Genomic DNA, 23,030 nt, shown 5'->3' with positions numbered 1-23,030 from the left:
CGACGTCCGCCCGATGTGACGATGCGCATACCGCGTCACCTCTCCGGGCCGGTCGCGGCGTCGGTCGTACTCGCCGTGGTGGTGGTCCTCCTCGCCATGTCGGTCCGGTCGACGGGAGCGTACTGGACCGAAACCGCATCCTCGAGTCCCGGTCAGGTCACCACCGGACGGTTGTCGCTCTCGACGGGAACAGGGAGCGACAACACCTACACCTTCCCCGGATTGACCGGAACCGCTCTCATCGCCAACCAGTTCAAGCAGGCCCCGCTGGTCATAGTGAACACCGGGACCGAAGCGTTGCGGTATCGGTTGACCTCGGCGGGGCCGCAGGCGTCGACCGCGTCGACGGTGACCATCACGTTGGCCGGGGCGGTCGGTGGAACCTGTACGGCCACATCGAGTCTCGGAGCGGTCAGTGCATTTCCCACCCTTGCCTCGATCACCGGCGTCACCACGGCGGCGTCGTCGTTCCGGACCCTCGCCCCGGCTGCCCAGGAAACCTGGTGCATCCGGAGCACTCTGGTCGCCGCCACCGGGGCGGACCCGGCCGCCTACACGCATGTCTTCACCTTCCGAGCGGAGCAGGTATGAGTGGGACTCACCGCTACCCCGACACCCGTGCGACGGGCCATGCCGACAACGGCGCGGCAGGTACCAGCACGGGGTCGTCCACGCGCACCGGACCATGGTGGTGGATCAGCACGATCGCGACGTGGTTGCTCGTCTTCGCCGTGTCCGCACTGGTTCTCGCACTCATCGTGGTGCCGCTGTTGTCCGGCGCCCAGCCGTATACCGTGCTGACCGAATCGATGCGCCCGACATATCCGCCGGGCACCCTGGTCGTGGTCCGGAAAGGCGATGTGAATCGCCTGCCGGTCGGCGAGGCCATCACCTACCAGATCAAGTCGGGTGAACCTGCGGTCGTCACGCATCGGATCGTCGCGACCGGGATGGACAGCTCCGGCGCGCGCACCTATGTGACCAAGGGAGACAACAATCCTCAGCCCGATGCGAAACCTGTGGAGCCCGCCCAGATCCGGGGAGCCGTGTGGTACTCCGTCCCCTACGTCGGGTATGTGAACAACTGGCTCACCGGCGACACGCGTGTCTTGGTGGTGGCGGTGATGGCCGGCGCCCTGGGTCTCTACGCGCTGTTCCAGCTGGTCGGTGCGGTCGTCGAGCGCCGCCGGTCGACGACTCGCGCCGGGTCGCCGTGATACCCGCCGACGCGATCGCCGGTCGGGTCTGGCGAACACTGCGCTCCGCACGCGTTCGAGCCGTCCTCAGCGTCGGCATCGTCCTCGGGCTCGGTTCGGTCGGCACGCTGGCGGCGTGGTCGGCGACCACCACGACGACGTCGGGCACGTTCACAGTCGGATCGGTGGACCTCTATCTCAACAACAGTCCGACGTCGTCGTCGATCACGGTTCCGCTCGGCGCCGCGCTGCTGCCCAACAACTCGGCAGCCGTACTCATCACCGTCCGGAATCGAGGCGTGTCGCCGGGGACGTACACGACGAAGGTCAACGCGAACAACGTGACGGCGCAGAGTCTTCGACTCCGGGTCGTCGCGAACGCCACCGTGTCCGGGACGTCCTGCTCGACCGGCGCCGGCACAACCCCACTCGTCGACAATCAGATCGTCTCGACGACCGTGAGCACCTTTCTGACCCAACGCGGTCCCCTGGCGGCCACCTCCGGTTCCGAGACCCTCTGCATGCAGTTCTCACTCCCGAACGATGCTGCGAACAGCTTGCAGGGTGCGTCGACCACCGTCGTGTTCACGTTCGACGGAGCGGCGGTTGCCGGTGTCTGACCATGAGACCCCTCGAAGTCGTTCCCGGCTGGTCGAATTCGCGCTGACCGTGGGCGCGGTCTCCGGTGTCGTCTGCGTGCTGATGGCTGCGTGTGCGTTCCTGTTCGGGGTGACGCCACTGATGTTTCGTTCGGGCTCCATGGCACCCGCGATCCCGACCGGCTCGCTCGCGCTGGCACGCGAGGTCCCGGCCACCGCGGTCGTGCACGGCGACGTGGTGAGCGTGGTGGCGGACAACGGGAATCGGATCACGCACCGGGTGGTCGCCGTCGGTGAGCGGACGGGCAACTCGGTGCCTCTCACCCTGAAAGGTGATGCCAACTCCGACCCGGATGACACGCCCTACGTCGTGACCGACGTCCAGCGCGTCCTGTTCAGCGCTCCCCTGCTGGGATACCTCGTGGCCTGGCTGTCCACTCCGACGGCACTCGCGGCGGGAATCGTCCTCACTGTCTGGCTGCTGGTGATCGTCTTCCGCCGGGACCCGCGCGAACGCCGACCCATCGAGAACGACGACACGCCACGATGGTTCCCCTCCGGACCGCAGGTCGGCCCGCCCCGTCATGCGGCCGGGGAATGGCGGATGGGGATATCGGCGACCGTCGTGCTGCTCATCGCCGCACTCGTCGTCGCCGAACCCGCGCCGGCGCGCGCCGCGTTCACCGACACCACGGTGGGGCAGGTGACGATGACATTGGGCACCGTTCCGCGGCCGGCCAGTTTCACCTGCACGACGCAACCGGGTGCACTGGGACTCACGACGGCCGTGCTCAGTTGGCCCGTTGTCGGGGCGGCCTACCGCTATCGCCTCGAGTTCCGGCAGACGAACGGGACACTGTCCGAGACGCGCGAAGTGGCCGCACAGGCCTCTGGAACCGTGACCTATCAGGTCACGGGTGGACTGCTGGACCTCTTGGGCAACAACACGAACGTCTCCTTGTTCACGCTTGTCGGCGTGAACTGGGTGTCGGCGAGCCCCACTCTCGTGCAGCGGGTGTCCAAGAATCTGCTGTCCACGACGTGTCTCGCGCCGGGCACGGTGACGAGCACGGCGGGCGCCGTCGCGGCCCGGCAGGCGCCGAGCACCACCTCGTCGACGACGTCGTCGACGACCGTCTCATCGTCGAGTTCGTCCGACTCGGAGACGACGTCCGAGACAACGAGTTCCTCGTCGAGCCCGACCGTGCCGAAGGTCCCCGGGTCCCAGAGCACCGATGGATACGACCCGACGACCACCACCACGTCCCCACCGGCAGAGGGCCAGTCGGCGGACGGACGGTCGGTGCCGGAAGCATCCTCGTCCTCGTCGACCTCCCGGGAGGCCTATCGCTGAGGGGGTTCCTACGGCTGCGCTCACCGGGGCGGGGTGATCTTGAGCATCCTCCCCAATGTCGCCTGCCAGAGGGAGCCATCCGCGGTGATGGTTCCGGTCAGCTCGAGCGGCTCGTCGACCGGTGCCGCACCGACGCGCCGTGTCTCGATCCGGCGACCGGTGTCGAAGTCCGTCGCGACATAATCGATCGGGCCCACCTGCTGTGGGAGACCCGGGATCAGCGGGCCATAGCCGAGGGCGTGAATCAGTCCGTCGGCGCGGGACAGCTTGGGCAATGTCGCCAGTCGGTCGGCGTTCTCCCAGACTCGCCTGCACCCTTCGGCATCGACGTCGATGCGGGTCGCGCCGCCGACGAACGGCGCATCAGCCGGGACGGATGCACCACGCACAGCGAACGGCGGGTACTGGTAGCCGTACGTGCTGGGGATGACCAACGAGTTCCCCCACGCCATCGGCGAATTCTCCGTGCCCGGTCCCGATGTCGAAAACGCTTGCATGCGGCAGACTTCGGAGCCATCGTCGCTGCGCAGCACCCGTAGCTCCGGAGCCCGGGCGTTGTCGACGATGGCCACCCAGCCGTCGCCGCCCGGACCGAAGTACGTCGGCGTCGTCCCCGAACCCCAGGTGAGTTGCCCGGGTTTGCGAGCGGGTCCCCGGTCGTAGGCGCGACGCCAGACGACTCGTGGCGCCTCGCCCGGATCGGCGTGCATCTCGTAGAGAGCATGCGTTGTCAGGATCGACGCCCCCGCGCGCCGTATCGACAGACCGTTGCCCAGTTCCTCACCAGCGGGGAGCCGGGTGGACCGGACGGCGCGATGCCGGTCCACCGTCCCGACCACCCCGTGCGTCGTCGCGAACCACACCCGGCCGTCAAAATCCGGTGCGAGACCGGTGATCGCATCACCCACGGGTATCGCACGCCGGACGTCGATCCGTTCGTCGACGAAGACCCGCCAACCCTGCGCCGTCCTCTCGTGCGCCACACGCAGGATCGATCCCGAACCGTCGGCGACGACCACCCGGTCGCGGTCGTCGAGGTAGCCGTAGACGCCGCCCAGCAGTCCGCCCTTTGTCAGCTGGGTGGACGCCAGCGGTTGCGCCGTCCGGGGATCGAAGAGGACGACCGTCGGCGCCGCGAACGCGGGTGGCGAGATCCCGACGAACTGTGTACACAACGCGACCGGCATTCCGTCGCGCCCCACGAACGTTGCCGCGCATGCACCGCCGGGAACCGATGATGCGGCCGGCCGCGCGCCGCGCCCGGGTCCACGATGCGACGTGGAGTCCGTGGAGGCGAGGTCGCCGTGCATGAGTGAGGTGTCCGGCGGCCCGAGTCCGGAACTCGGCGAGTTCGGCTGTGCCGCTGCGGGATGAGCGAGGGCCACGGCCACCGCCACGACTCCGGCGATCACCGCCGGCCAGACCCGCTTCGTCCGTGTCATGAGTCGTCAAGCTACCCGGGCCCCAGCTCCCGAACCAGACAGAACCGCAGATCTGCTGCCTCTGATCCGAAAGAACCGATGCTCCGCGAGCAGGACTCAGATGACCAGACCCAACGCCATCACGACGATCAGACCGCTCACCGACAACACGGTCTCCATCATCGACCACGTCTTGAAGGTCTGTCCGACCGTCATCCCGAAGTACTCCTTCACCAGCCAGAAGCCCGCATCGTTGACGTGCGACAGGAACACCGAGCCGGCTCCGATGGCCAGTACGACCAGCGAGACCTGGCCCGAACTGAGACCGTCCACGAGCCCCAGGATCAGCGAGGACGCGGTGATGGTCGCGACCGTGGCCGACCCGGTCGCGAGCCGGATCAGTGCGGCGAGAGTCCATGCGAGCAGGAGGACCGGGACGTTCGCACCGGTCGCCCAATCGGCGAGGAGCGTGCCGATGCCGGTGTCGACGAGCACCTCCTTGAAGCCGCCGCCTGCGGCCACGATCAACAGGATGCCCGCGATGGCGGGCAGGGCCGCGCCCGTGCACTTCGCGATCGTGTCGCGATCCATCCCGGACCCGCGTCCCAGCGTGAACATGGCGACGATCACCGCGATGAGCAGTGCGATCAGCGGCGTGCCGAGGATGTCGAGAACACGACGCACGGGCTGCCCCTCGTCGGAGACGAAGATCTCGGCGAGCGCCTTCCCCAGCATGAGGACGACGGGGAGCAGGACGCTGAACATGGTGACCGCGAAGGACGGCCGCCGGGTTGTCCGTCCGTCGTCCGGGTCGAGGTCGAACGTCGTCGGGGCGTCGACCGTCACCCACCGGCCGGCGAGGGTGCCGAACAGCGGGCCCGACACGATGATCGTCGGAATCGCCACTGCCACACCGAGAGCGAGCGTCAACCCCAGATCGGCGCCGAGAGCGTCGATCGCCACCAGCGGGCCCGGGTGCGGCGGGACGAAACCGTGCATCGCCGATAGTCCGGCCAGCGCGGGGATGCCGATCGGGATCAGACCGAGTCCCGATCGTCGGGCCACCAGGTAGATCACCGGCATCAGCAGGACGAGACCGATCTCGAAGAACATGGGCAGGCCGATGATGGCGCCGACGAGGGCCATCGCCCAGGGCAGCATCCGCGGCGACGCATGGCCGACGATCGTGTCGACGATCTCGTCGGCCCCGCCGGAGTCCGCCAGGAGTTTGGTAAACATGGCACCGAGCGCGATCAGGATGCCGACACCCGCTGCGGTGGTGCCGAATCCGGCGGTGAACGACTCGAGGACCGTCGGAATGGACTCGCCCGCGACGATGCCGACGGTGGCGCCGCCGCCGATCAGTGCGAGGAAGGGGTGCACCTTGGCCACGGTGATGGCCACGACGATGACCGCGACACCGGCGAGCGCCGCGACGACGAGTTGCCAACCGGGAGCGACGGGTTGGGGCAGATCCGCGCCGGCGGCGAGGAGCATGGCGGTCGGTGGCATCATCGGTTGTCCTCTCCGGCAAGCGCGGCGACCACTGCGTCGACGATGTCGTCGACGCTCTGATCCACGTCGACCGCGACTCCGCGCTCCTCGGCGCCCAGCGGTTCCAAGGTGTCGACTTGCGACCTCAGCAGGGCCGGGGGCATGAAGTGCCCGGGCCTCGACGCCTGCCTGCGCGCGATGACCTCCACGGAGCCGGCCAGATGCGCGAACACCACGGTGGGCGCGTGGTCGCGCAACCGGTCCCGGTATTCACGCTTGAGCGCGGAGCAGCTCATCACCCCGCCGTGGTCGTGTTCGGCGAGCCAGGTGCCGATCGACTCCAGCCAGGGTCGGCGATCGTCGTCGTCGAGCGGCTCACCGGCCGACATCTTGGCGATGTTCGCTGCCGAATGGAAGTCGTCCGCATCGGCGCAGGGCACACGCAGACGCTGCGCCAGCGCGGCTCCGACCGTTGACTTGCCAGACCCCGAGACCCCCATGACGACCATCGGTGATCGCATGTCCACTCCTCACTCCAGTGTGCTGCTGATCACGTAGGCTGCCGTAATAGTCATACTTTTGCAAGCCCATGCTCTCAATCAGCACATGTATTGCTGGGACAGGCGTCAATGAGAAGATGAAGCGGTGAGTCAGGGCACACCGGGGACCGGAGAGAGGCACGACGAGATCCTTGCCGCGATCGGCCGACGCATCGTCTCGGGCGAGCAGCCCGCGGGCAGCGTGCTGACCCTCGACGCGATCTGCGCGGCACACGGGGTCTCCCGGACGGTGGCGCGAGAGGTGATCCGGGTCCTCGAATCGATGGGGCTCGTCGCGTCGAGACGACGCGTCGGCATCACCATCCAACCGCGGACGCGCTGGAGCGTGTTCGACGCACGGCTCATCCGGTGGCGGCTCGACGGCGGTGAGCGCGCCGAGTTCCTGGCGACACTGTCGGAGTTACGGCGTGGTTTCGAACCGGTGGCGGCAGCGCTGGCCGCGGAACGCGCTGACGAACACCAGTGCCGCATCCTCGCCGCGGCTGTGTCGGACATGTCGGTGCATGGCCGCACCGGCGACCTCGAGTCATACCTGTTGGCCGACAAGGTCTTCCACCGGACACTGCTCGAGGCGAGCGGCAACGAGATGTTCCGGTCACTCACCGGCGTGGTCAACGAGGTCCTGGCCGGACGCACCCATCACGGGATGATGCCGGCGACCCCCAACCCGGCCGCCATCGCACTGCACGACGACGTGGCCAGAGCAATACGCCTCCGCGACCCGGAGGTCGCGGAGGCGTCGATGCGGGCGATCATCACCGAGGCGGCGGCAGCTGTCTCCGAGGAGACCCCGTTGCCGCCTGAGGTGCGAGCGTAGCGAGCCACGAAGGCCGCCCGGGTGAGACCGCTCAGACCAGCAGTTCGGCGATCTGAATGGTGTTGAGCGCAGCACCTTTTCGGAGGTTGTCCCCCGAGACGAAGAGCGCGAGACCGCGACCCTCGGGTACACCCGGGTCCTGGCGGATACGGCCCACGAGTGACACGTCGTTACCCGCGGCCGCCAGCGGCGTCGGCACGTCGGCGAGCTCGACACCGGCGGCCGCGCCGAGGATCTCCTGGGCGCGCGCCACCGACAGCGGACTCGCGAACTCGGCGTTGATCGACAGCGAGTGTCCGGTGAACACCGGGACACGCACGCAGGTGCCGCTCACGAGCAGCTCCGGGAGGCCGAGGATCTTACGAGACTCGTTGCGCAGCTTCTGATCCTCGTCGGTCTCGCCCGAACCGTCGTCGACGAGCGACCCGGCGAGGGGCAGCACGTTGAAGGCGATCGGCGCGACGTACTTGTTCGGCGCGGGGAAGTCGACAGCCGATCCGTCGTGGACCAGCTTCTCGGCGTCACCGGCAGCAGCACGCACCTGACCGGCGAGCTCCTCGACCCCGGCCAGGCCACTGCCCGAGACCGCCTGGTAGCTCGAGACGATCAGGCGCTGGAGGCCGGCCTCGTCGTGCAGCGGCTTGAGGACCGGCATCGCAGCCATGGTGGTGCAGTTGGGGTTGGCGATGATTCCCTTGGGCGGGTTCTTTGCCAGCTCGCCGTTGACCTCCGAGACCACCAGCGGCACATCGGGATCCTTGCGCCACGCCGACGAGTTGTCGATGACGGTCACGCCGGCCGCCGCGAACCGCGGCGCCTGCTCGCGGGACATCGTGGCCCCCGCGGAGAACAGCGCGATGTCCAGACCCGACGGGTCGGCGGTCGAGGCGTCCTCGACGACGATCTCGCCGTCGCCCCACGGCAGCGTCTTGCCCGCCGAACGCGACGACGCGAAGAACCGCACCTCGTCGGCCGGGAAGTTCCGCTCCGCCAACAGGGTTCGCATGACGGCGCCGACCTGACCGGTCGCGCCCACGACTCCGATACGAACACCCATGACTATCGCCCCGTCCCGCCGTAGACGACGGCTTCTTCTTCGCCGCCGAGGTCGAATGCGGCGTGCAGGGCGCGCACCGCGTCGTCGAGTTCGGTGTCGCGGCACAGCACCGAGATACGGATCTCCGAGGTGGAGATCAGCTCGATGTTGACGCCGGCCTCACTGAGCGCCTCACAGAACGTCGCCGTGACGCCGGGATGCGACTTCATACCCGCGCCCACCAGCGACACCTTGCCGATGTGATCGTCGTAGAGCAGATCGGTGAAACCGATCTCTTCCTGCAGCTTGGTGAGCTTCTCGACACCGAGGGGTCCGAGTTCGCGCGGCAGGGTGAAGGTGATGTCGGTCTTGCCGGTGTCGATCTTCGAGACGTTCTGTAGCACCATGTCGATGTTGATCTCCGCGTCGGCGACGGCGCGGAAGACCCGCGCGGCGTAACCGGGCTTGTCGTCGAGCCCGACGACGGTGATCTTGGCCTCGCTGCGATCATGTGCGACGCCGGTGAGAATGGCTTCTTCCACGGGAATGTCCTCCATCGATCCGGTCACCACGGTGCCGGGTTTGGTCGAGTACGACGAGCGCACGTGAACGGGAACGTTGTAGCGACGGGCGTATTCGACGCAGCGCAGCATCAGCACCTTGGCACCGCAGGCGGCCAGTTCGAGCATCTCCTCAAAACTGACGGTGTCCAGCCGGCGGGCGTCGGGAACGATGCGCGGGTCCGCGGAGTAGACGCCGTCGACATCGGTGTAGATCTCGCAGACATCCGCCTCGAGCGCCGCGGCGAGCGCGACCGCGGTGGTGTCCGAGCCGCCGCGTCCCAGTGTGGTGACGTCCTTGGTGTCCTGCGAGACACCCTGGAACCCGGCGACCAGCACGATCTTTCCCTCGTCGAGGGCACTGCGGACCCGGCCGGGGGTCACGTCGATGATCTTGGCCTTGCCGTGGCTGCTCGTCGTGATCACGCCGGCCTGCGAACCGGTGAACGACTGCGCCTGCGCACCCATCGAGCTGATCGCCATCGCGACGAGCGAGTTGGAGATCCGCTCGCCCGAGGTGAGCAACATGTCCATCTCGCGCGCCGGCGGCGCCGGATTGACCTGCTGGGCGAGATCGAGCAGTTCGTCGGTGGTGTCGCCCATCGCGGACACGACCACGACGACGTCGTTGCCCTGCTTCTTCGTCTCGACGATGCGCTCGGCGACGCGACGGATGCGTTCGGCCGTTGCGACCGAGGATCCGCCGTACTTCTGCACCACGAGGGCCACGTCGAGTTACCTCCCGCCGGCCGCGTCGGCCGGACCATAGACGTCAACTTGCCGGGACAACCTTACCGGGGAGTCTGAGGATGCCCTGACCTGGTCTCCGCCTGCACCCGCCGTAGAGAACCCATCCGGGGTGCTGCGATGCCATCCGCTCTAGGATCTCTCGCGTGGCCTCCTCTACCGACGTCGGCGACACGGGACGCCATTCCGGTGACGAGGCCGCATCGCCTGCCGGAACCCGCCCGGGGGCCCGGCGGTCGCACACCGGCTCGGGTGGGCGGCTGTCGTCGACGAGGACGGCTCTGTTCGGTCCGCTGACCTCGTCGTCGACCCTCTTCCGACGCCACCGCTGGTGGATCGACGCCCTGGTCGTCTTCCTGGTCATCCGTGCCATCGGGATTCTCACGCTCGCCCGGTTCGCCGACCTGCGGGACACCACGCTCGGCGCATCTCTGACCGTGTGGGACGGGCAGTGGATGCTGGCCATCGCGACCCACGGCTACGACGGGGTCCCCTACGCGCTCACCGACGCGCGCGGCATCCACACCGTCGACACCGCCTACGCCTTCTTCCCCGGCTACCCGTACCTCGTCGGCGCGATCGCGAAGCTCCCCGGCGTCAGCCCGTTCGGCGCCGCGATCTCGGTGAACCTCGTGCTGGGATGCGTGGCCGCCGTGGGCGCCGCCCGCCTGGGCATGGTGTGCGCCCGCTTGATGGCCCGCCGGTCACTCCTCGGTTCGTCGTCCGAGCGCGGCACCGGATGGTTGTCCGCCCGGTCGCCCATCGGCCCGGCACCCGAGCGCGGCACCGGGCTGTTCCTGGTGGTGCTGTTCGCCGCGACGCCCATGTCGATCGTCTTGAACATGGCCTACACCGAGGCGCTGTTCTGTGCGCTCGCGGTGTGGGCCCTGGTGGGGGTTCTCGAGCGACGATGGCTTCTCGCCGGCACGATGGCCGCGATCAGCGGACTGTGTCGCCCGACAGCCGCGGTGGTCATCGGGGTCGTGATCCTCGCGGCGATCCTGTTCCTGTGGCGATCCGGCGACGCGGTCTCCCGCCGCGCCCGCATGCGTGCGGCGATCGCGATCGTCATCAGCCCGCTGGGTTATCTCGCCTACCTCGGGGTGGTCTGGGCGCACACCGGATCACCGACCGGCTGGTTCCGCATCCAGACCGAGGGGTGGGACACCGAGTTCGATTGGGGCGTCGCCGCGCTCCGCTTCGTCAACGAGATGCTCGTGCACTCCGCCGAGATCGCGCCGGTGGCGACGTCATGGATCGTCCTCGGCACGATCGCCATGCTCGGCGTCGCGGCCTGGGCACGGCTGCCGTGGCCGGTCCTGCTGTACGGCTCGCTGCTCGTCGCGCAGATCGTGCTCTCGAGCGGGCTGATGATGAGCAGGCCGCGGCTGCTGCTCCCCGCCTTCGTGCTGCTCATCCCGCTCGCGATGGCGCTGGCCCGGATGCGGCCCGCGGTCGCCGGCCTCGTCGTCGTGCCGATCGTCGCCGGCAGCTCCTGGTTCGGCGCCCACATGCTCACGGTGTTCCCGCACGCCATGTGACCGCCTCCCGATCCACAACTCCGAACCGCGCGCGGCACGGACTCGGGCCATGAGATGGCCGGGGGGTCACTCCGCCGAGGCCGCGAACCCCCGACAGAGGTAGTCGATGCCGACGTCGAGCCGGGCGCGCGGATCGAGCAGACGTGCGGCGTCGCGGCGCCCGGCGAGGCGAGCGAGATGCGACGGGACCCCGACCTCGGACTCACCGGAGATCACCTCGGCGAGTCCGGCGGACGGCAGCAGCGCGTCGTCGTGGAGCAACTGGTCGCTGACCGCGACGATGGCGACGCCGTGCACGAAACTCCACACCGACAGCGCCATGTCGGTGGCACGTTCGATGTCGACGCCGAGGTCGAGGAACCCGGCCGCGAGCCAATCCAGACTGGTGAGCGAATCCTCGCCGTAGCTGTGGCGGAGCGATGAGTAGGCCAGCACGACCCACGGGTGGCGCGTGTACAGCTGCCACTCGATGTCGACGGCCGCCTGGACCCGATCGCGCCATCCCGGATCCGTGTCGACGGGGTACGGGAACCGTCGACCGACCTCGGAGGACATCGCCTGCAGCAACGCGTCTTTGTCGGCCACGTGGCGATACAGCGACATTGCGCCGACCCCGAGCCTGTCCGCGACCCGCCTCATCGACAGCGAGCTGAGCCCGTCCTCGTCGGCGACCGCGATCGCGGCGTCGACGATGGTCGCCGGCGACAGCTTCGAGGTGTCGGACGTCACTGTCGAGTTCCTCCTGCTCAGAACGGGAATATTCCGATTGCGTACAGCGTACTCACACCCGTACCCTGACCCGCGTACACCGTACGCCCTGCCGCGCCTGCGGCTGCCGTAGAAGTCCGTCAGGCCCGCGCCTGCCGTTGAAGGAGGAGATCATGTCCGCCCAGCTCGACCCGTCGAATCGGCTACACCCGAGCACACCGGGTTCCGCCGACCGACGTACGTGGCTGGGCCTGGCTGTCCTGACCCTGCCGGTGTTCTTGGTCTCGATGGACGTCTCGGTGCTGTACCTGGCCATCCCCTCCATCACCGATGCGCTCGCACCGTCGGCCTCCGAGCAGTTGTGGATCCTCGACATCTACGGCTTCCTCATCGCGGGTCTGCTGATCACGATGGGCAACGTCGGCGACCGCGTCGGCCGTCGACGCATACTCCTCGCCGGTGCGGGCCTCTTCGGCGTCGCCTCGGTGATCGCCGCGTTCGCCCCGTCTGCCGGCGTGCTGATCGCGGCGCGCGCACTGATGGGCGTGGGCGGGGCGACCCTTCTACCGTCCAGCCTGTCTTTGATCGCCAACATGTTCCCCGACGCCCGCGACCGCGGCCGCGCCATCGGCGTGTGGACCGCGGCGTTCGCCGGCGGCAGCGCGGTCGGTCCCGTCATCGGAGGCGTGCTGCTGCACCACTTCTGGTGGGGCGTGGTCTTCCTCATCAACGTGCCGGTCCTCGTGATGCTGTTCGTGTTCGGCCCCCGCCTGATCCCGGAATACCGGGCAGCCTCGAGCGAGCCGTTCGACGTGATCGGCGTCGTCCTGTCCATGGCCGGCATCCTCCCGCTGGTCTACGCGGTGAAGACGGTCGCCAGCGAGGGCGCCAGCATCGGCGTGATCGCCGCAGGCGTCGTCGGCGCGGCCCTGCTCGTCGCCTTCCTGCTCCACCAGCGACGCATCGCGGCGCCGCTCCTCGACCTCAAGCTGTTCGCCAACACCCAGTTCAGCGCGGCGGTCGGCGTGGCACTCATCGGCATGATGGCCCTCGGCGGGATGTCCTATCTCACCGGCGTCTACCTGCAATCGGTGATGGGGCACGACGTGCTGGCAGCGGCGATCGCGGGCCTGCCCATGGCCGTTGCCGTCGCGGTGTTCTCCGTCGGCGCCACCAAGGTGGCCTCGATCGTGGGGACCCGCCGCGCGTTCCTGACGTCGATCGCCCTCGCGGCGGCCGGAAACCTCGGATTGCTCGCGCTGGGCACGTCGTCACCGGTGTGGGTGTACATCCTGTGCACCACGGTCGCCGGTGTCGGTTACGGCATCCAGTTCAGTCTGGTGTCGGTGGTGGTCGTCGGCTCGGTCCCGCCGGAGCGGTCGGGTGCGGCCTCGGGGATCTCCGAGACCAGCTTCGAACTCGGCACCGCGATGGGGCTCGCCCTGCTGGGTTCCCTCGCGACCCTGGTGTTCCGCGCCGGCAACGACGGCTGGTCGTTCGGCGACACCCTCGGCGAGACCCTGCACCGCTCGACCGACATGGGACCGGCCGGGGAGGGCCTGGCCACGGCAGCCAAGCAGGCGTTCGTCGACGGTATGCATGCGGCGTCGCTCGCAACCGGGATCGCCCTCCTCGCGCTCGCGGCGGTCCTCCTCGTCGTCCTGCGCGATGCCCCGACCGATCCCGACGCCCAGGTCGCCGAGGTGCGCGTGCCCGATGCGGAGGCAGTCGCCCCGGCTCGCGCCGACTGACCCCCACCGCCGGGTTCGGCGGCGCGGCTACCCTCGGGCGGATGCACGAACTGATCTCGGGCCGGTGGAGCGCCCGCGGCTACGACCCGACCGCATCCATCTCCGTCGACGACGTGGCGACCATCGTCGACGCCGGCCGGTGGGCTCCGACGTGGGGCCGCATGCAGCCGGTGCGGTTCGTCGTCGGACGCCGCGATGACCCGACCTTCGCGGCCCTGACCGGCATCCTGACCCGGGGTAACGCGGGGTGGGCGCCACGGTCGGCAGCTCTGATCCTGGTGTGCACCACCGAAGATCCCGACGACGCCAAGGCGGACACCTATGCCGCGGTGGACTGCGGGCTGGCCGTCGGGCAGATGATCCTGCAGGCGCAGGCACTGGGTTTCAACGCGCATCCGATGGCCGGGTTCGACGCCGAGGCCGCGCGCGACGCCTTCGGCATCCCCGCCGGCCAGAGGCCGCTGGTGCTGCTCGGCATCGGTGCGCTGGCCGAGCCGTCGTCGCTACCCGATGACATCCGCGCGCGCGACGAGAAGCCCCGAACCCGCCTACCCCTCGATGAGGTCGCCTTCGCCGGGCAGTGGGGAACACCGGCCTTCCCGGAGCTGCCTACCACCTGACTCGCTCAGCCCCGGACCCGCCTGAATCCGCCCCTGAAATGCGCCCTCCCGGGAGGCTCCGACGACGATATGTCGTCGGTCCTCCTCGGGAGGGCGGATTTCAGGGGTGGAATTCTGCGGGGGCGGCGCCAGGGTTCGAGCCCGGCACGTCAGCCGACGAGTTCGGCGTCCTCGCCGCGGTGTTCGACCGCACGCATCGTCTTGTCCTTGGTCTCGACGATCATGATCGTGCACACCACGCTGAGTGCGGACAGTCCGGCGAGCAGGACACCCACCCAGATGGCGCCGGGACCGGCGATCAGCGGAGCGGCGATCAACGGCGGGATGGCGCCGCCGAGGATGCCGGCGAGGTTGTAGCCCATGCCCGCGCCGGTGTACCGGTATCGCGCCTCGAACAGTTCGGGCAACAGGGCGCCCGCAGGCCCGTAGGCGATGCCGAAGATGAGCAGCGTCCCGAGGAGCCCGACGACGAACGCGAGACCGCCGCCGATCTCGAGGATCGGGAACAGCACCAGCGACCACGGGATCGCGATGGCGCACGAGGTGAGGATGACGCGACGACGACCGACCCGGTCAGACCACACTGCCGACGCCGCGGTCGACAGACCGAACACCACGGCCGCACACATCCCCGCACTCAGCACGAAGGTCCGGGACAACTCCAGCGACTTGGTGCCGTAGTTCGTGAGGAATGCGGTGCCCATGTAGAAGAGCGAGAACAGGCTCGCGAGCGCGCCACCGGCGATGAGGATCTCGCGCCACTGGTGACGGAACGCATCGAGGAACGGGAGCGCGGGGCCGTCGGCCGCCCCGACGCCGTTCTCCTTGCGCTGCTGCGCTTCCCGGAACACCGGCGTCTCCGCGACGGCGAGGCGAACCCACAATCCGACGGCGACGAGAGCGAAGGACAGGATGAACGGAACCCGCCAGCCGTAGTCGAGGAAGGCCGAACTGGTCTCGCCCAGCGTCAGACTCGCGATCAGGAAGGTCAGGCTCGACAAGAAGAAGGCGAAGGCCGGTCCGAGCTGCGGGAACATCGCATACAGACCCCTCTTGCCCTGCGGCGCGTACTCGGCGGTGAGAAGCGTTGCGCCCGCCCATTCACCTCCGACGGCGAAGCCCTGCAGGAACCGCAGGAACACGAGGAGGATCGGCGCGGCGATACCGATACCCGACTCGGCGAACCCGAAGACCCCGGTCTCATAACCGGGGAGGAGTCCGATGGCGACCGTCGCGAGGCCCATGATCAGCAGGGTCCACACCAGGGTGCGCTTTCGGCCGATCCGGTCACCGAAGTGTCCGAAGAGCATCGCGCCGACCGGCCGTGCGAAGAAGGCCACGGCGAAGGTAGCGAACGAGGCGATCGTGCCGGTCACGTCGTCGGCCGCGGGGAAGAACACGGTGGGGAACACCAGGGCGGCCGCGGTGCCGTAGATGAAGAAGTCGTAGAACTCGATCGTGGTGCCGATCGAGCTCGCAGCCGCCACACGGCGGAGACTCGTGCGTTTGTGCTCGGGCGGTTCGATGACCGGCGGCTCGGCGGGGATGGTCGTCACTGGCGTTGATCCCTTTCTGCATGCGGCCGCGTGGGGTGGGCGGCTCGTCGTGCTCGGGCACTGGTCCCGATACCCCGGTCGTTGTCGGGGATGGTGAAGATCACCACAACGTTCGACTGAGAGGCATTTCACAGTCTGGGAGGCGACCGACGTTCGTGGCACCCCCCGAAGAGGGGGGTGGGAATCTGCCGTCGACCTGCAGCTTTGGTCACCCCGGCACCGGGGAGTACAGTCAAGCGCATGCAGCGCGCACTCCTCCTCGGTTGCCGCGGCGGGGTCTGAACCGACCGGCCCTCCGTCGCGGGGCCCAATCACGCGCCGGTCACTTTCCTTCCAGACACGGAGAATGACCACCGATGGCACCAGCAGACACCTTCACCTCCGGCGCTAGCCGAATCGTCGAGCCGGCCGGCCCGATTCCCACCGGACAGCCCGCATGGAATCCGCAACGCAGTTCGGCGATGCCCGTCCACCGATATCGCCAGTTCGCCGACGAGGTCGAGACCATCTCGGTTCCCGACCGCACCTGGCCCGACAAGGTCATCACCAAGGCACCGATGTGGTGTGCGGTCGACCTCCGCGACGGCAACCAGGCCCTGATCGACCCGATGAGCCCTGCGCGTAAGCGACGCATGTTCGATCTCCTGGTCCGGATGGGCTACAAGGAGATCGAGGTCGGATTCCCGTCGGCCAGCCAGACCGACTACGACTTCGTCCGCGAGATCATCGAAGACGGGGCCATCCCCGACGACGTCACGATCCAGGTCCTGACCCAGTGCCGGGACGAGCTGATCGAGCGCACCTTCGATGCATGCCGCGGCGCGTCGAACGTCATCGTGCACTTCTACAACTCCACCTCGGTGCTCCAGCGCCGGGTGGTCTTCCGCGCCGACAAGGCCGCCATCACCAAGATCGCGACCGATGCCGCGCACAAGGTGCTCGAAGTCCAGCAGAACTACCCCGACACCAATTGGCGATACGAGTACTCGCCGGAGTCCTACACGGGCACCGAGCTGAGTTTCGCCAAGGAGGTGTGCGACGCGGTCACCGAGATCATCGACCCCACCCCGGAGCGGCCGATGATCCTCAACCTGCCGGCGACCGTCGAGATGGCCACGCCCAACGTCTACGCCGACTCGATCGAGTGGATGCACCGCAACCTGGCTCGTCGTGACTCGGTCATCCTGAGCCTGCACCCGCACAACGACCGCGGAACCGCCGTCGCCGCAGCCGAACTCGGCTACCAGGCGGGCGCCGACCGCATCGAGGGATGCCTGTTCGGCAACGGCGAGCGCACCGGCAACGTCTGCCTGGTGACCCTGGGCATGAACATGTTCAGCCGCGGCGTCGACCCGCAGATCAGCTTCTCCGACATCGACGAGATCCGGCGCACGGTCGAGTACTGCAACCAGCTCAACGTGCCGGAGCGTCACCCCTATGGCGGCGATCTGGTCTACACCGCCTTCTCGGGCAGCCACCAGGACGCCATCAACAAGGGTCTCGACCAGATGAAGGTCGACGCGGACAGCTCCGACACCGACGTCGACGACCTGCTGTGGGCTGTCCCGTATCTGCCGATCGACCCCAAGGACGTCGGTCGCAACTACGAGGCCGTCATCCGCGTGAACAGCCAGTCCGGCAAGGGCGGCGTCGCCTACATCATGAAGGCCGACCACGGCATGAACCTGCCGCGACGCCTGCAGATCGAGTTCAGCCGTGAGATCCAGAAGATCACCGACGGCGAGGGCGGCGAGGTCAATCCCAAGGAGATGTGGGATGTCTTCGCGGAGAACTACCTTCACCCGGTCTGGCCGCTGGAGCGCATCCGTCAGAAGGTCGACGCGGCCGAGGTCGACGGCGGGGACGACCACATCACCGCGGTCGTGAAGGTCGAGGGCAACGAGCGCGAGATCGCCGGATCGGGCAACGGCCCGCTCGCGGCGTTCGTCGACGCGCTGGGGAGCGTGGGTTACGAGGTCCGGGTGCTCGACTACAGCGAGCACGCACTCACCGCGGGCGGCGACGCCAGTGCCGCTGCGTATGTGGAGACCGAGGTCAACGGCGAAACCGTGTGGGGCGTCGGTGTCGCGTCGTCGATCACGACCGCGAGCCTGCGTGCCGTGGTGTCGGCGGTGAACCGCGCCTACCGCGTCACCTCGACCGCCCCCGCCGAAGAAGAAGCGGCACCCGGCACCTGGGCGCCGTGAGCTCCCCGCACTCCCGCTGAGCTGTTCCGTCCCGCTGACCAGATTCCCGATCTGATCAGCGGGACATAACGGCACCGCGGAACAAAACGGACCGGAGTATCATTTACCGATCATGAAGAACATCGGTTTCCTGTCGTTCGGGCACTGGTCCGACGCCCACGGTTCTGCGGTCCGCACCGGCGCGGACACCTTGCTGCAGTCGATCGACCTGGCGGTCGCGGCCGAGGAGCTCGGTGCCGACGGCGCCTACTTCCGGGTGCACCACTTCGCGCGCCAGCTCGCCTCGCCGTTCCCGCTGTTGGCTGCGATCGGCGCGAAGACGAGTCGTATCGAGATCGGTACCGGCGTCATCGACATGCGCTACGAGAACCCGCTGTACATGGCCGAGGATGCGGGGTCCGCCGACCTGATCGCCGAGGGCAGGCTCCAGCTCGGCATCAGCCGGGGATCGCCCGAGCAGGTCATCGACGGTTACAAGTACTTCGGATACGTCCCGCCGGAGGGCTCGACCGACGCCGACATGGCGCGTCAGCACACCGAGGTGTTCCTGCGGGTCATCGAGGGCGGCGGCTTCGCGACACCCAACCCCCGCCCGATGTTCCCCAATCCCCCGGGCCTGCTGCCCATCGAGCCCCAGTCACCCGGTCTCCGCGACCGGATCTGGTGGGGTGCCGGTACGCGTGCGACCGCGGAATGGACGGCGCAACAGGGCATGAACCTCATGAGTTCGACGCTGCTGACCGAGGACACCGGGGTGCCCTTCCACCAGTTGCAGGCCGAGCAGATCCAGCGGTTCCGCAAGGCATGGGCCGACGCAGGACATCCGCGTGAGCCACGAGTGTCCGTGAGTCGCAGCATCTTCGCGATCGTCGACGACCGCGACCGCGCCTACTTCGGGCGCGGCGGGTCCGAGTCCGACCAGGTCGGTGTCATCGACAACAGCGTCGCCCGGTTCGGGCGGAGCTATGCCGACGAGCCGGACAAGCTGATCGAGCAGCTCCGCGAGGACGAGGCGATCGCCGCCGCCGACACCCTGCTGCTCACCGTGCCCAACCAGCTCGGCGTCGACTACAACGCCCACGTTCTCGAGTCGATCCTCACCCACGTGGCACCTGCGCTCGGCTGGCGGTGACGGCGCGCGCACGAAATCGCCACATCGAGAGGACCGGCTGATCTAACGTCACCGGGGTGTCCGGTGTCGTCGGCCGGCATCATCTCCAGATCCCCACTCTCGACCCCGCGAACGGAGCAAGCCGCATGTCCGAAGTGATCGTCGTCGCCACCATCTCCCCGAAACCCGGTGAGGAGCAGGCAGTCCGGGATGCGGTTCTCGCCGCGATCCCCCAGGTCCATGCCGAGCCGGGTTGCGTCAAGTACGCGTTGAACGAGGCCACCGGCGACTCGACCGACCTCGTGATGATCGAGCGTTGGGAGTCGATGGAGGCTCTGGCCACCCACGGCGGCGCCCCGGCCCTGACCGAACTCGGCAAGGCCATCGGCGGCCTGCTGGCCGGACCCCTCGACGTGAAGACCTTCACCCCGGTCCCCGCCGGCGACGCCGACAAGGGCGCCATCTGAGACACGTCCACATCCCCGCCCGGACCATCCGGGCGGGGATGTCGGCGTGCCCGAATTCTCTCCACCTGGTTGATTCCTCGCACGCGAGCATGCTACACCGGTATAACGATCGTTAGATAAAGTGATGCGCGCCATGCCGCGCGTCGATCCGACGTACGCCACGCCCGAGAGGAACCCTCATGCCCGAAGCCGTCATCGTCGACGTCGTCCGCCTCGCCTCCGGAAAGGGCAAGCCCGGCGGCGCGCTGTCGGAGACCAAGCCCGTCGAGCTGCTGGCCCAGGTGCTGCGGTCCCTGATCGAGCGCAACGACATCGATCCGGCGATCGTCGACGACGTCATCGGCGGCTGCGTCGGGCAGGCCGGCGAACAAGCACTCAACATCTCGCGTACAGCGCTGCTGTCGGCCGGTTTCCCGGAGTCGGTACCCGCGACGACCGTCGACCGCCAGTGCGGTTCGAGCCAGCAGGCCGCCCACTTCGCCGCGCAGGGCATCATCGCCGGCGCCTACGACGTGGTGATCGCCGCCGGGGTCGAGTCGATGAGCCGCGTTCCCATGGGGTTCACCACCGCCGGCCGCAGCCCGTACGGACCGAGCATCGCCGCCCGATACCCCGACGGCCTCGTCGGACAGGGCATCTCGGCGGAACTGGTCGCGGCCAAGTGGAAGTTCGACCGCGAGGCGCTCGACGCGTTCGCGGCGCAGTCCCACCAGCGGGCCGCAGCGGCGGCCGCCGAGGGCTTCTTCGATCGGGAGATCCTGCCCATCGAGGTCGCCGACGCCGACGGCAAGACCTTCACCCACTCGACCGACGAGACCGTGCGTGCGTCCACCACGCCCGAAGGCCTGTCGGGCCTCAAGCCGTCGTTCTACAGCGAGGACTTCGCGCAGCGCTTCCCGGAGATCAACTGGCACATCACGCCGGGCAACTCCTCCCCGCTCACCGACGGGGCATCGGGCGCCCTCATCATGAGCGACACGATGGCCTCGAAGCTCGGCCTCACGCCCCGGGCCCGGTTCCACTCGTTCTCCGTGGCTGGCGACGACCCGATCTTCATGCTGACCGCACCGATCCCGGCCACGCACAAGATCCTCGAGCGTTCGGGTCTGTCCATCGACGATCTCGACGCCTACGAGGTCAACGAGGCCTTCGCCTCGGTGCCGATGGCCTGGGCACACGAGTTCGGTGCCGACCCCGCCAAGCTGAACCCGCGCGGTGGCGCCATCGCGCTGGGCCACGCGCTCGGATCGTCGGGCACGCGCCTGCTCGGAACGCTCGTCAACCATCTCGAGGCCACCGGCGGGCGCTACGGCCTGCAGACCATGTGCGAGGGCGCGGGCATGGCGAACGCCACCATCATCGAACGTGTCTGACGCCGCCAAGACGGCTCCCGCACGGAAGCTGACGATCGAAACCGAGGGCCTGGACTGGCGGCGGCGCGAGCCCGTGCCGCTGCCGGCCACCCTCGTCGCGGCCAAACACGCCTTCTACGAACGCGGTTACCACGGCACCTCGATCCGCGACATCGCCTCGCGCGCCGGGGTGTCGCTGCCGACGCTCTACTACCACCACGACAACAAGCTCGGCATCCTCGTCGAACTGCTCGAGGCGGCCATGACCTCGGTTCTGGCGTGGGTGGGTGCCGCGATCGAATCGGGCCGGACACCGAGCGAGCAGTTGTCCAATGCCATCGAATCGATCGTCCTGCACATGACCAGCGATCTCGAACTCGCGAGCGTGGCAAGCGAATTCCGCCACCTCGACGTCGAGGACCCGCGCCGCGAACCCTATGTCGCGATGCGGACCGAGACCGAGAACCTGCTCGCCGACGTCATCGCGCGCGGCGTCGAGGCGGGCGAGTTCCACTTCGACGAGGACGTCAAGGACGTCCTCCGCTATCTCTTCGGCGCGTGCCAGGCGGTCACCACCTGGTATCGGCCGTCGGGTGCTCGCACACCCGCCGAGGTCGCCGCGTCGTACGCGTTGATCTCACTACGCGTCGTCGGCGCGCGGGACACCACCGAGAACGACAACTGACCGACCCGCAACACCATCGACTCTCTGCACCACCGGGACAGACACGAAAGGCAAAGCCCATGAAACGCACCATCTTCGAAGCCGAGCACGAAGCCCTGCGCGACACCGCGCGTCAGTTCCTGCAGCGTGAATGCGCCCCGTACACCGAGGAGTGGACGCGCGCCGGCCAGGTCGACCGCGATGCGTTCAAGAAGGCGGGCGAGGCCGGCCTCCTCGGCTTCAACATCCCCGAGGAGTACGGCGGCGGCGGCGCGATGGACGACTTCCGGTTCAACGCCGTCGTCGTCGAGGAGTTCGCCAAGTTCGACGGCGCCGCTCCCGGTCTGAGCCTCCAGAACGACGTCGTCGCACCGTATTTCGTGCACCTGGCCAATGACGAGCAGAAGAAGCGCTGGATGCCGGGCATCGCGACCGGTGAGACCATCCTCGCCGTCGCCATGACCGAGCCGGGTGCCGGCTCCGATCTCGCGGGCATCAAGACGTCGGCCAAGCTCGAGGGCGACCACTACGTCCTCAACGGCAACAAGACCTTCATCTCGTCGGGCATCAACTCCGACCTGGTGGTCGTGGTCTGCCGCACCAACCAGGATCCCGAGGCCGGCCACAAGGCGTTCTCACTCCTCGTCGTCGAGCGCGGCATGGAGGGCTTCGAGCGCGGACGCAAGCTCGACAAGATGGGCCTCAAGGCACAGGACACCGCCGAGCTGCACTTCAACGACGTGCGGGTGCCGGTCGAGAATCTGCTGGGCCAGGAGGGCATGGGCTTCTACCACCTCATGCAGAACCTGCCGTCGGAGCGCCTGTCGATCGGCATCGGCGCCATCGCCGGCGCCCGCGCCATCTTCGACGAGACGCTGCAATACACCAAGGACCGCAAGGCCTTCGGTCGTCCGATCGGCACCTTCCAGGCCAACCGCTTCACCCTCGCCGAGATGGCCACCGAGCTCGACATCGCCGAGGTCTACATCGACCGCTGCCTGCAGGGCGTCCTCGACGGCGAGCTGAATGCCGTGGACGCCTCGAAGAACAAGTGGTGGTGCACCGAACTGGCCAAGCGTGTCATCGACAGCTGCCTGCAGCTGCACGGCGGCTACGGCTACATGAACGAGTACCGCGTCGCCCGCGCCTACACCGACGCGCGCATCCAGACGATCTTCGGTGGCACCACCGAGATCATGAAGGACATCGTCGGCAAGAGCCTCGGCGTCTGACCACCCGCGCCTGAGACAACCGGAGACAGCCCGGGGC

At 68.2% G+C, this 23,030-nt stretch carries 21 protein-coding genes; 14 read left to right on the top strand and 7 right to left on the bottom strand.

Annotation, left to right across the window (positions count from 1 at the left end):
* Window positions 1-21: 21 nt before the first annotated feature.
* Genes MAY35_RS19010 through MAY35_RS18995 form a run of 4 tightly spaced genes read left to right on the top strand, consistent with a single transcriptional unit; the run spans window position 22 to window position 3,149 of the window.
* A complete protein-coding gene (locus tag MAY35_RS19010) occupies window positions 22-591 on the top strand; it encodes a hypothetical protein (protein WP_238422842.1) in 570 nt (189 codons plus the stop codon).
* Window positions 588-1,217: a signal peptidase I gene (locus MAY35_RS19005; protein ID WP_238422841.1), complete on the top strand. Its 630-nt coding sequence runs from the start codon at window positions 588-590 to the stop codon at window positions 1,215-1,217. The genes MAY35_RS19010 and MAY35_RS19005 overlap by 4 nt, the downstream gene beginning before the upstream one ends.
* A complete protein-coding gene (locus tag MAY35_RS19000) occupies window positions 1,214-1,816 on the top strand; it encodes a SipW-dependent-type signal peptide-containing protein (protein ID WP_238422840.1) in 603 nt (200 codons plus the stop codon). The genes MAY35_RS19005 and MAY35_RS19000 overlap by 4 nt, the downstream gene beginning before the upstream one ends.
* On the top strand, window positions 1,809-3,149 hold the full coding sequence (locus MAY35_RS18995) for a signal peptidase I (protein WP_238422839.1): 1,341 nt from the start codon (window positions 1,809-1,811) through the stop codon (window positions 3,147-3,149). The genes MAY35_RS19000 and MAY35_RS18995 overlap by 8 nt, the downstream gene beginning before the upstream one ends.
* A 20-nt stretch (window positions 3,150-3,169) precedes the next feature.
* Here the strand turns inward: MAY35_RS18995 and MAY35_RS18990 are convergent, their stop codons facing one another.
* The 3 genes from MAY35_RS18990 to MAY35_RS18980 all read right to left on the bottom strand — a co-directional run bounded on the left by MAY35_RS18990 (window position 3,170) and on the right by MAY35_RS18980 (window position 6,585).
* On the bottom strand, window positions 3,170-4,591 hold the full coding sequence (locus tag MAY35_RS18990) for a hypothetical protein (protein WP_238422838.1): 1,422 nt from the start codon (window positions 4,589-4,591) through the stop codon (window positions 3,170-3,172).
* Between the two features lie 96 nt (window positions 4,592-4,687).
* Entirely contained in the window at window positions 4,688-6,082 is a 1,395-nt protein-coding gene (locus tag MAY35_RS18985) for a GntP family permease (RefSeq protein ID WP_238422875.1), read from the bottom strand.
* Entirely contained in the window at window positions 6,082-6,585 is a 504-nt protein-coding gene (locus MAY35_RS18980) for a gluconokinase (protein WP_238422837.1), read from the bottom strand. The genes MAY35_RS18985 and MAY35_RS18980 overlap by 1 nt, the downstream gene beginning before the upstream one ends.
* Before the next feature lie 124 nt (window positions 6,586-6,709).
* Between MAY35_RS18980 and MAY35_RS18975 the strand changes: the two genes are divergently transcribed.
* On the top strand, window positions 6,710-7,441 hold the full coding sequence (locus tag MAY35_RS18975; protein ID WP_238422836.1) for a FadR/GntR family transcriptional regulator: 732 nt from the start codon (window positions 6,710-6,712) through the stop codon (window positions 7,439-7,441).
* A gap of 31 nt (window positions 7,442-7,472) precedes the next feature.
* Here the strand turns inward: MAY35_RS18975 and MAY35_RS18970 are convergent, their stop codons facing one another.
* Together MAY35_RS18970 and MAY35_RS18965 are read right to left on the bottom strand one after the other, a co-directional pair.
* A complete protein-coding gene (locus MAY35_RS18970; protein ID WP_238422835.1) occupies window positions 7,473-8,498 on the bottom strand; it encodes an aspartate-semialdehyde dehydrogenase in 1,026 nt (341 codons plus the stop codon).
* Between the two features lie 2 nt (window positions 8,499-8,500).
* The gene (locus MAY35_RS18965) at window positions 8,501-9,766 is read right to left on the bottom strand and encodes an aspartate kinase (protein WP_238422834.1); all 1,266 of its coding nucleotides are present in this window, start codon (window positions 9,764-9,766) and stop codon (window positions 8,501-8,503) included.
* A 164-nt stretch (window positions 9,767-9,930) separates the two neighbouring features.
* Between MAY35_RS18965 and MAY35_RS18960 the strand changes: the two genes are divergently transcribed.
* Entirely contained in the window at window positions 9,931-11,325 is a 1,395-nt protein-coding gene (locus MAY35_RS18960) for a hypothetical protein (protein ID WP_374237981.1), read from the top strand.
* A gap of 66 nt (window positions 11,326-11,391) precedes the next feature.
* Here MAY35_RS18960 and MAY35_RS18955 read toward each other — a convergent pair whose 3' ends face one another.
* Window positions 11,392-12,054 (bottom strand): TetR/AcrR family transcriptional regulator, encoded by a 663-nt coding sequence (locus tag MAY35_RS18955; RefSeq protein WP_238422833.1) that lies wholly within the window; start codon window positions 12,052-12,054, stop codon window positions 11,392-11,394.
* Between the two features lie 152 nt (window positions 12,055-12,206).
* Between MAY35_RS18955 and MAY35_RS18950 the strand changes: the two genes are divergently transcribed.
* The gene (locus tag MAY35_RS18950; RefSeq protein ID WP_238422832.1) at window positions 12,207-13,784 is read left to right on the top strand and encodes an MFS transporter; all 1,578 of its coding nucleotides are present in this window, start codon (window positions 12,207-12,209) and stop codon (window positions 13,782-13,784) included.
* A gap of 41 nt (window positions 13,785-13,825) precedes the next feature.
* Entirely contained in the window at window positions 13,826-14,404 is a 579-nt protein-coding gene (locus tag MAY35_RS18945; RefSeq protein WP_238422831.1) for a nitroreductase family protein, read from the top strand.
* Between the two features lie 149 nt (window positions 14,405-14,553).
* On the opposite strand, the gene MAY35_RS18940 is transcribed toward MAY35_RS18945, so the two are convergent.
* Window positions 14,554-15,960: an MFS transporter gene (locus tag MAY35_RS18940; RefSeq protein WP_238422830.1), complete on the bottom strand. Its 1,407-nt coding sequence runs from the start codon at window positions 15,958-15,960 to the stop codon at window positions 14,554-14,556.
* 356 nt (window positions 15,961-16,316) lie between these two features.
* Here MAY35_RS18940 and leuA point away from each other — a divergent pair, with 356 nt between their 5' ends.
* The 6 genes from leuA to MAY35_RS18910 all read left to right on the top strand — a co-directional run bounded on the left by leuA (window position 16,317) and on the right by MAY35_RS18910 (window position 22,993).
* Entirely contained in the window at window positions 16,317-18,167 is a 1,851-nt protein-coding gene (gene leuA, locus MAY35_RS18935; protein ID WP_238422829.1) for a 2-isopropylmalate synthase, read from the top strand.
* Window positions 18,168-18,279: 112 nt separating this feature from the next.
* Window positions 18,280-19,299, top strand: coding sequence for an LLM class flavin-dependent oxidoreductase (locus MAY35_RS18930; RefSeq protein WP_238422828.1), 1,020 nt, complete (start codon window positions 18,280-18,282; stop codon window positions 19,297-19,299).
* A gap of 125 nt (window positions 19,300-19,424) precedes the next feature.
* Window positions 19,425-19,745 (top strand): putative quinol monooxygenase, encoded by a 321-nt coding sequence (locus tag MAY35_RS18925; RefSeq protein ID WP_238422827.1) that lies wholly within the window; start codon window positions 19,425-19,427, stop codon window positions 19,743-19,745.
* Window positions 19,746-19,924: 179 nt separating this feature from the next.
* Complete coding sequence (locus tag MAY35_RS18920; RefSeq protein ID WP_238422826.1) at window positions 19,925-21,118, top strand: thiolase family protein; 1,194 nt, start codon at window positions 19,925-19,927, stop codon at window positions 21,116-21,118.
* The gene (locus MAY35_RS18915; RefSeq protein WP_238422825.1) at window positions 21,111-21,782 is read left to right on the top strand and encodes a TetR/AcrR family transcriptional regulator; all 672 of its coding nucleotides are present in this window, start codon (window positions 21,111-21,113) and stop codon (window positions 21,780-21,782) included. Before MAY35_RS18920 ends, MAY35_RS18915 begins: the two co-directional genes overlap by 8 nt.
* Window positions 21,783-21,841: 59 nt before the next feature.
* Window positions 21,842-22,993 (top strand): acyl-CoA dehydrogenase family protein, encoded by a 1,152-nt coding sequence (locus tag MAY35_RS18910; RefSeq protein WP_238422824.1) that lies wholly within the window; start codon window positions 21,842-21,844, stop codon window positions 22,991-22,993.
* The last annotated feature ends 37 nt before the right edge of the window (window positions 22,994-23,030 follow it).

The organism is Gordonia sp. 'Campus' (assembly GCF_022206305.1).
Classification (GTDB): Bacteria; Actinomycetota; Actinomycetes; order Mycobacteriales; family Mycobacteriaceae; genus Gordonia.
Note: the sequence above shows the minus strand (reverse complement) of the source record. Positions and strands in the feature narration are given on the sequence as shown.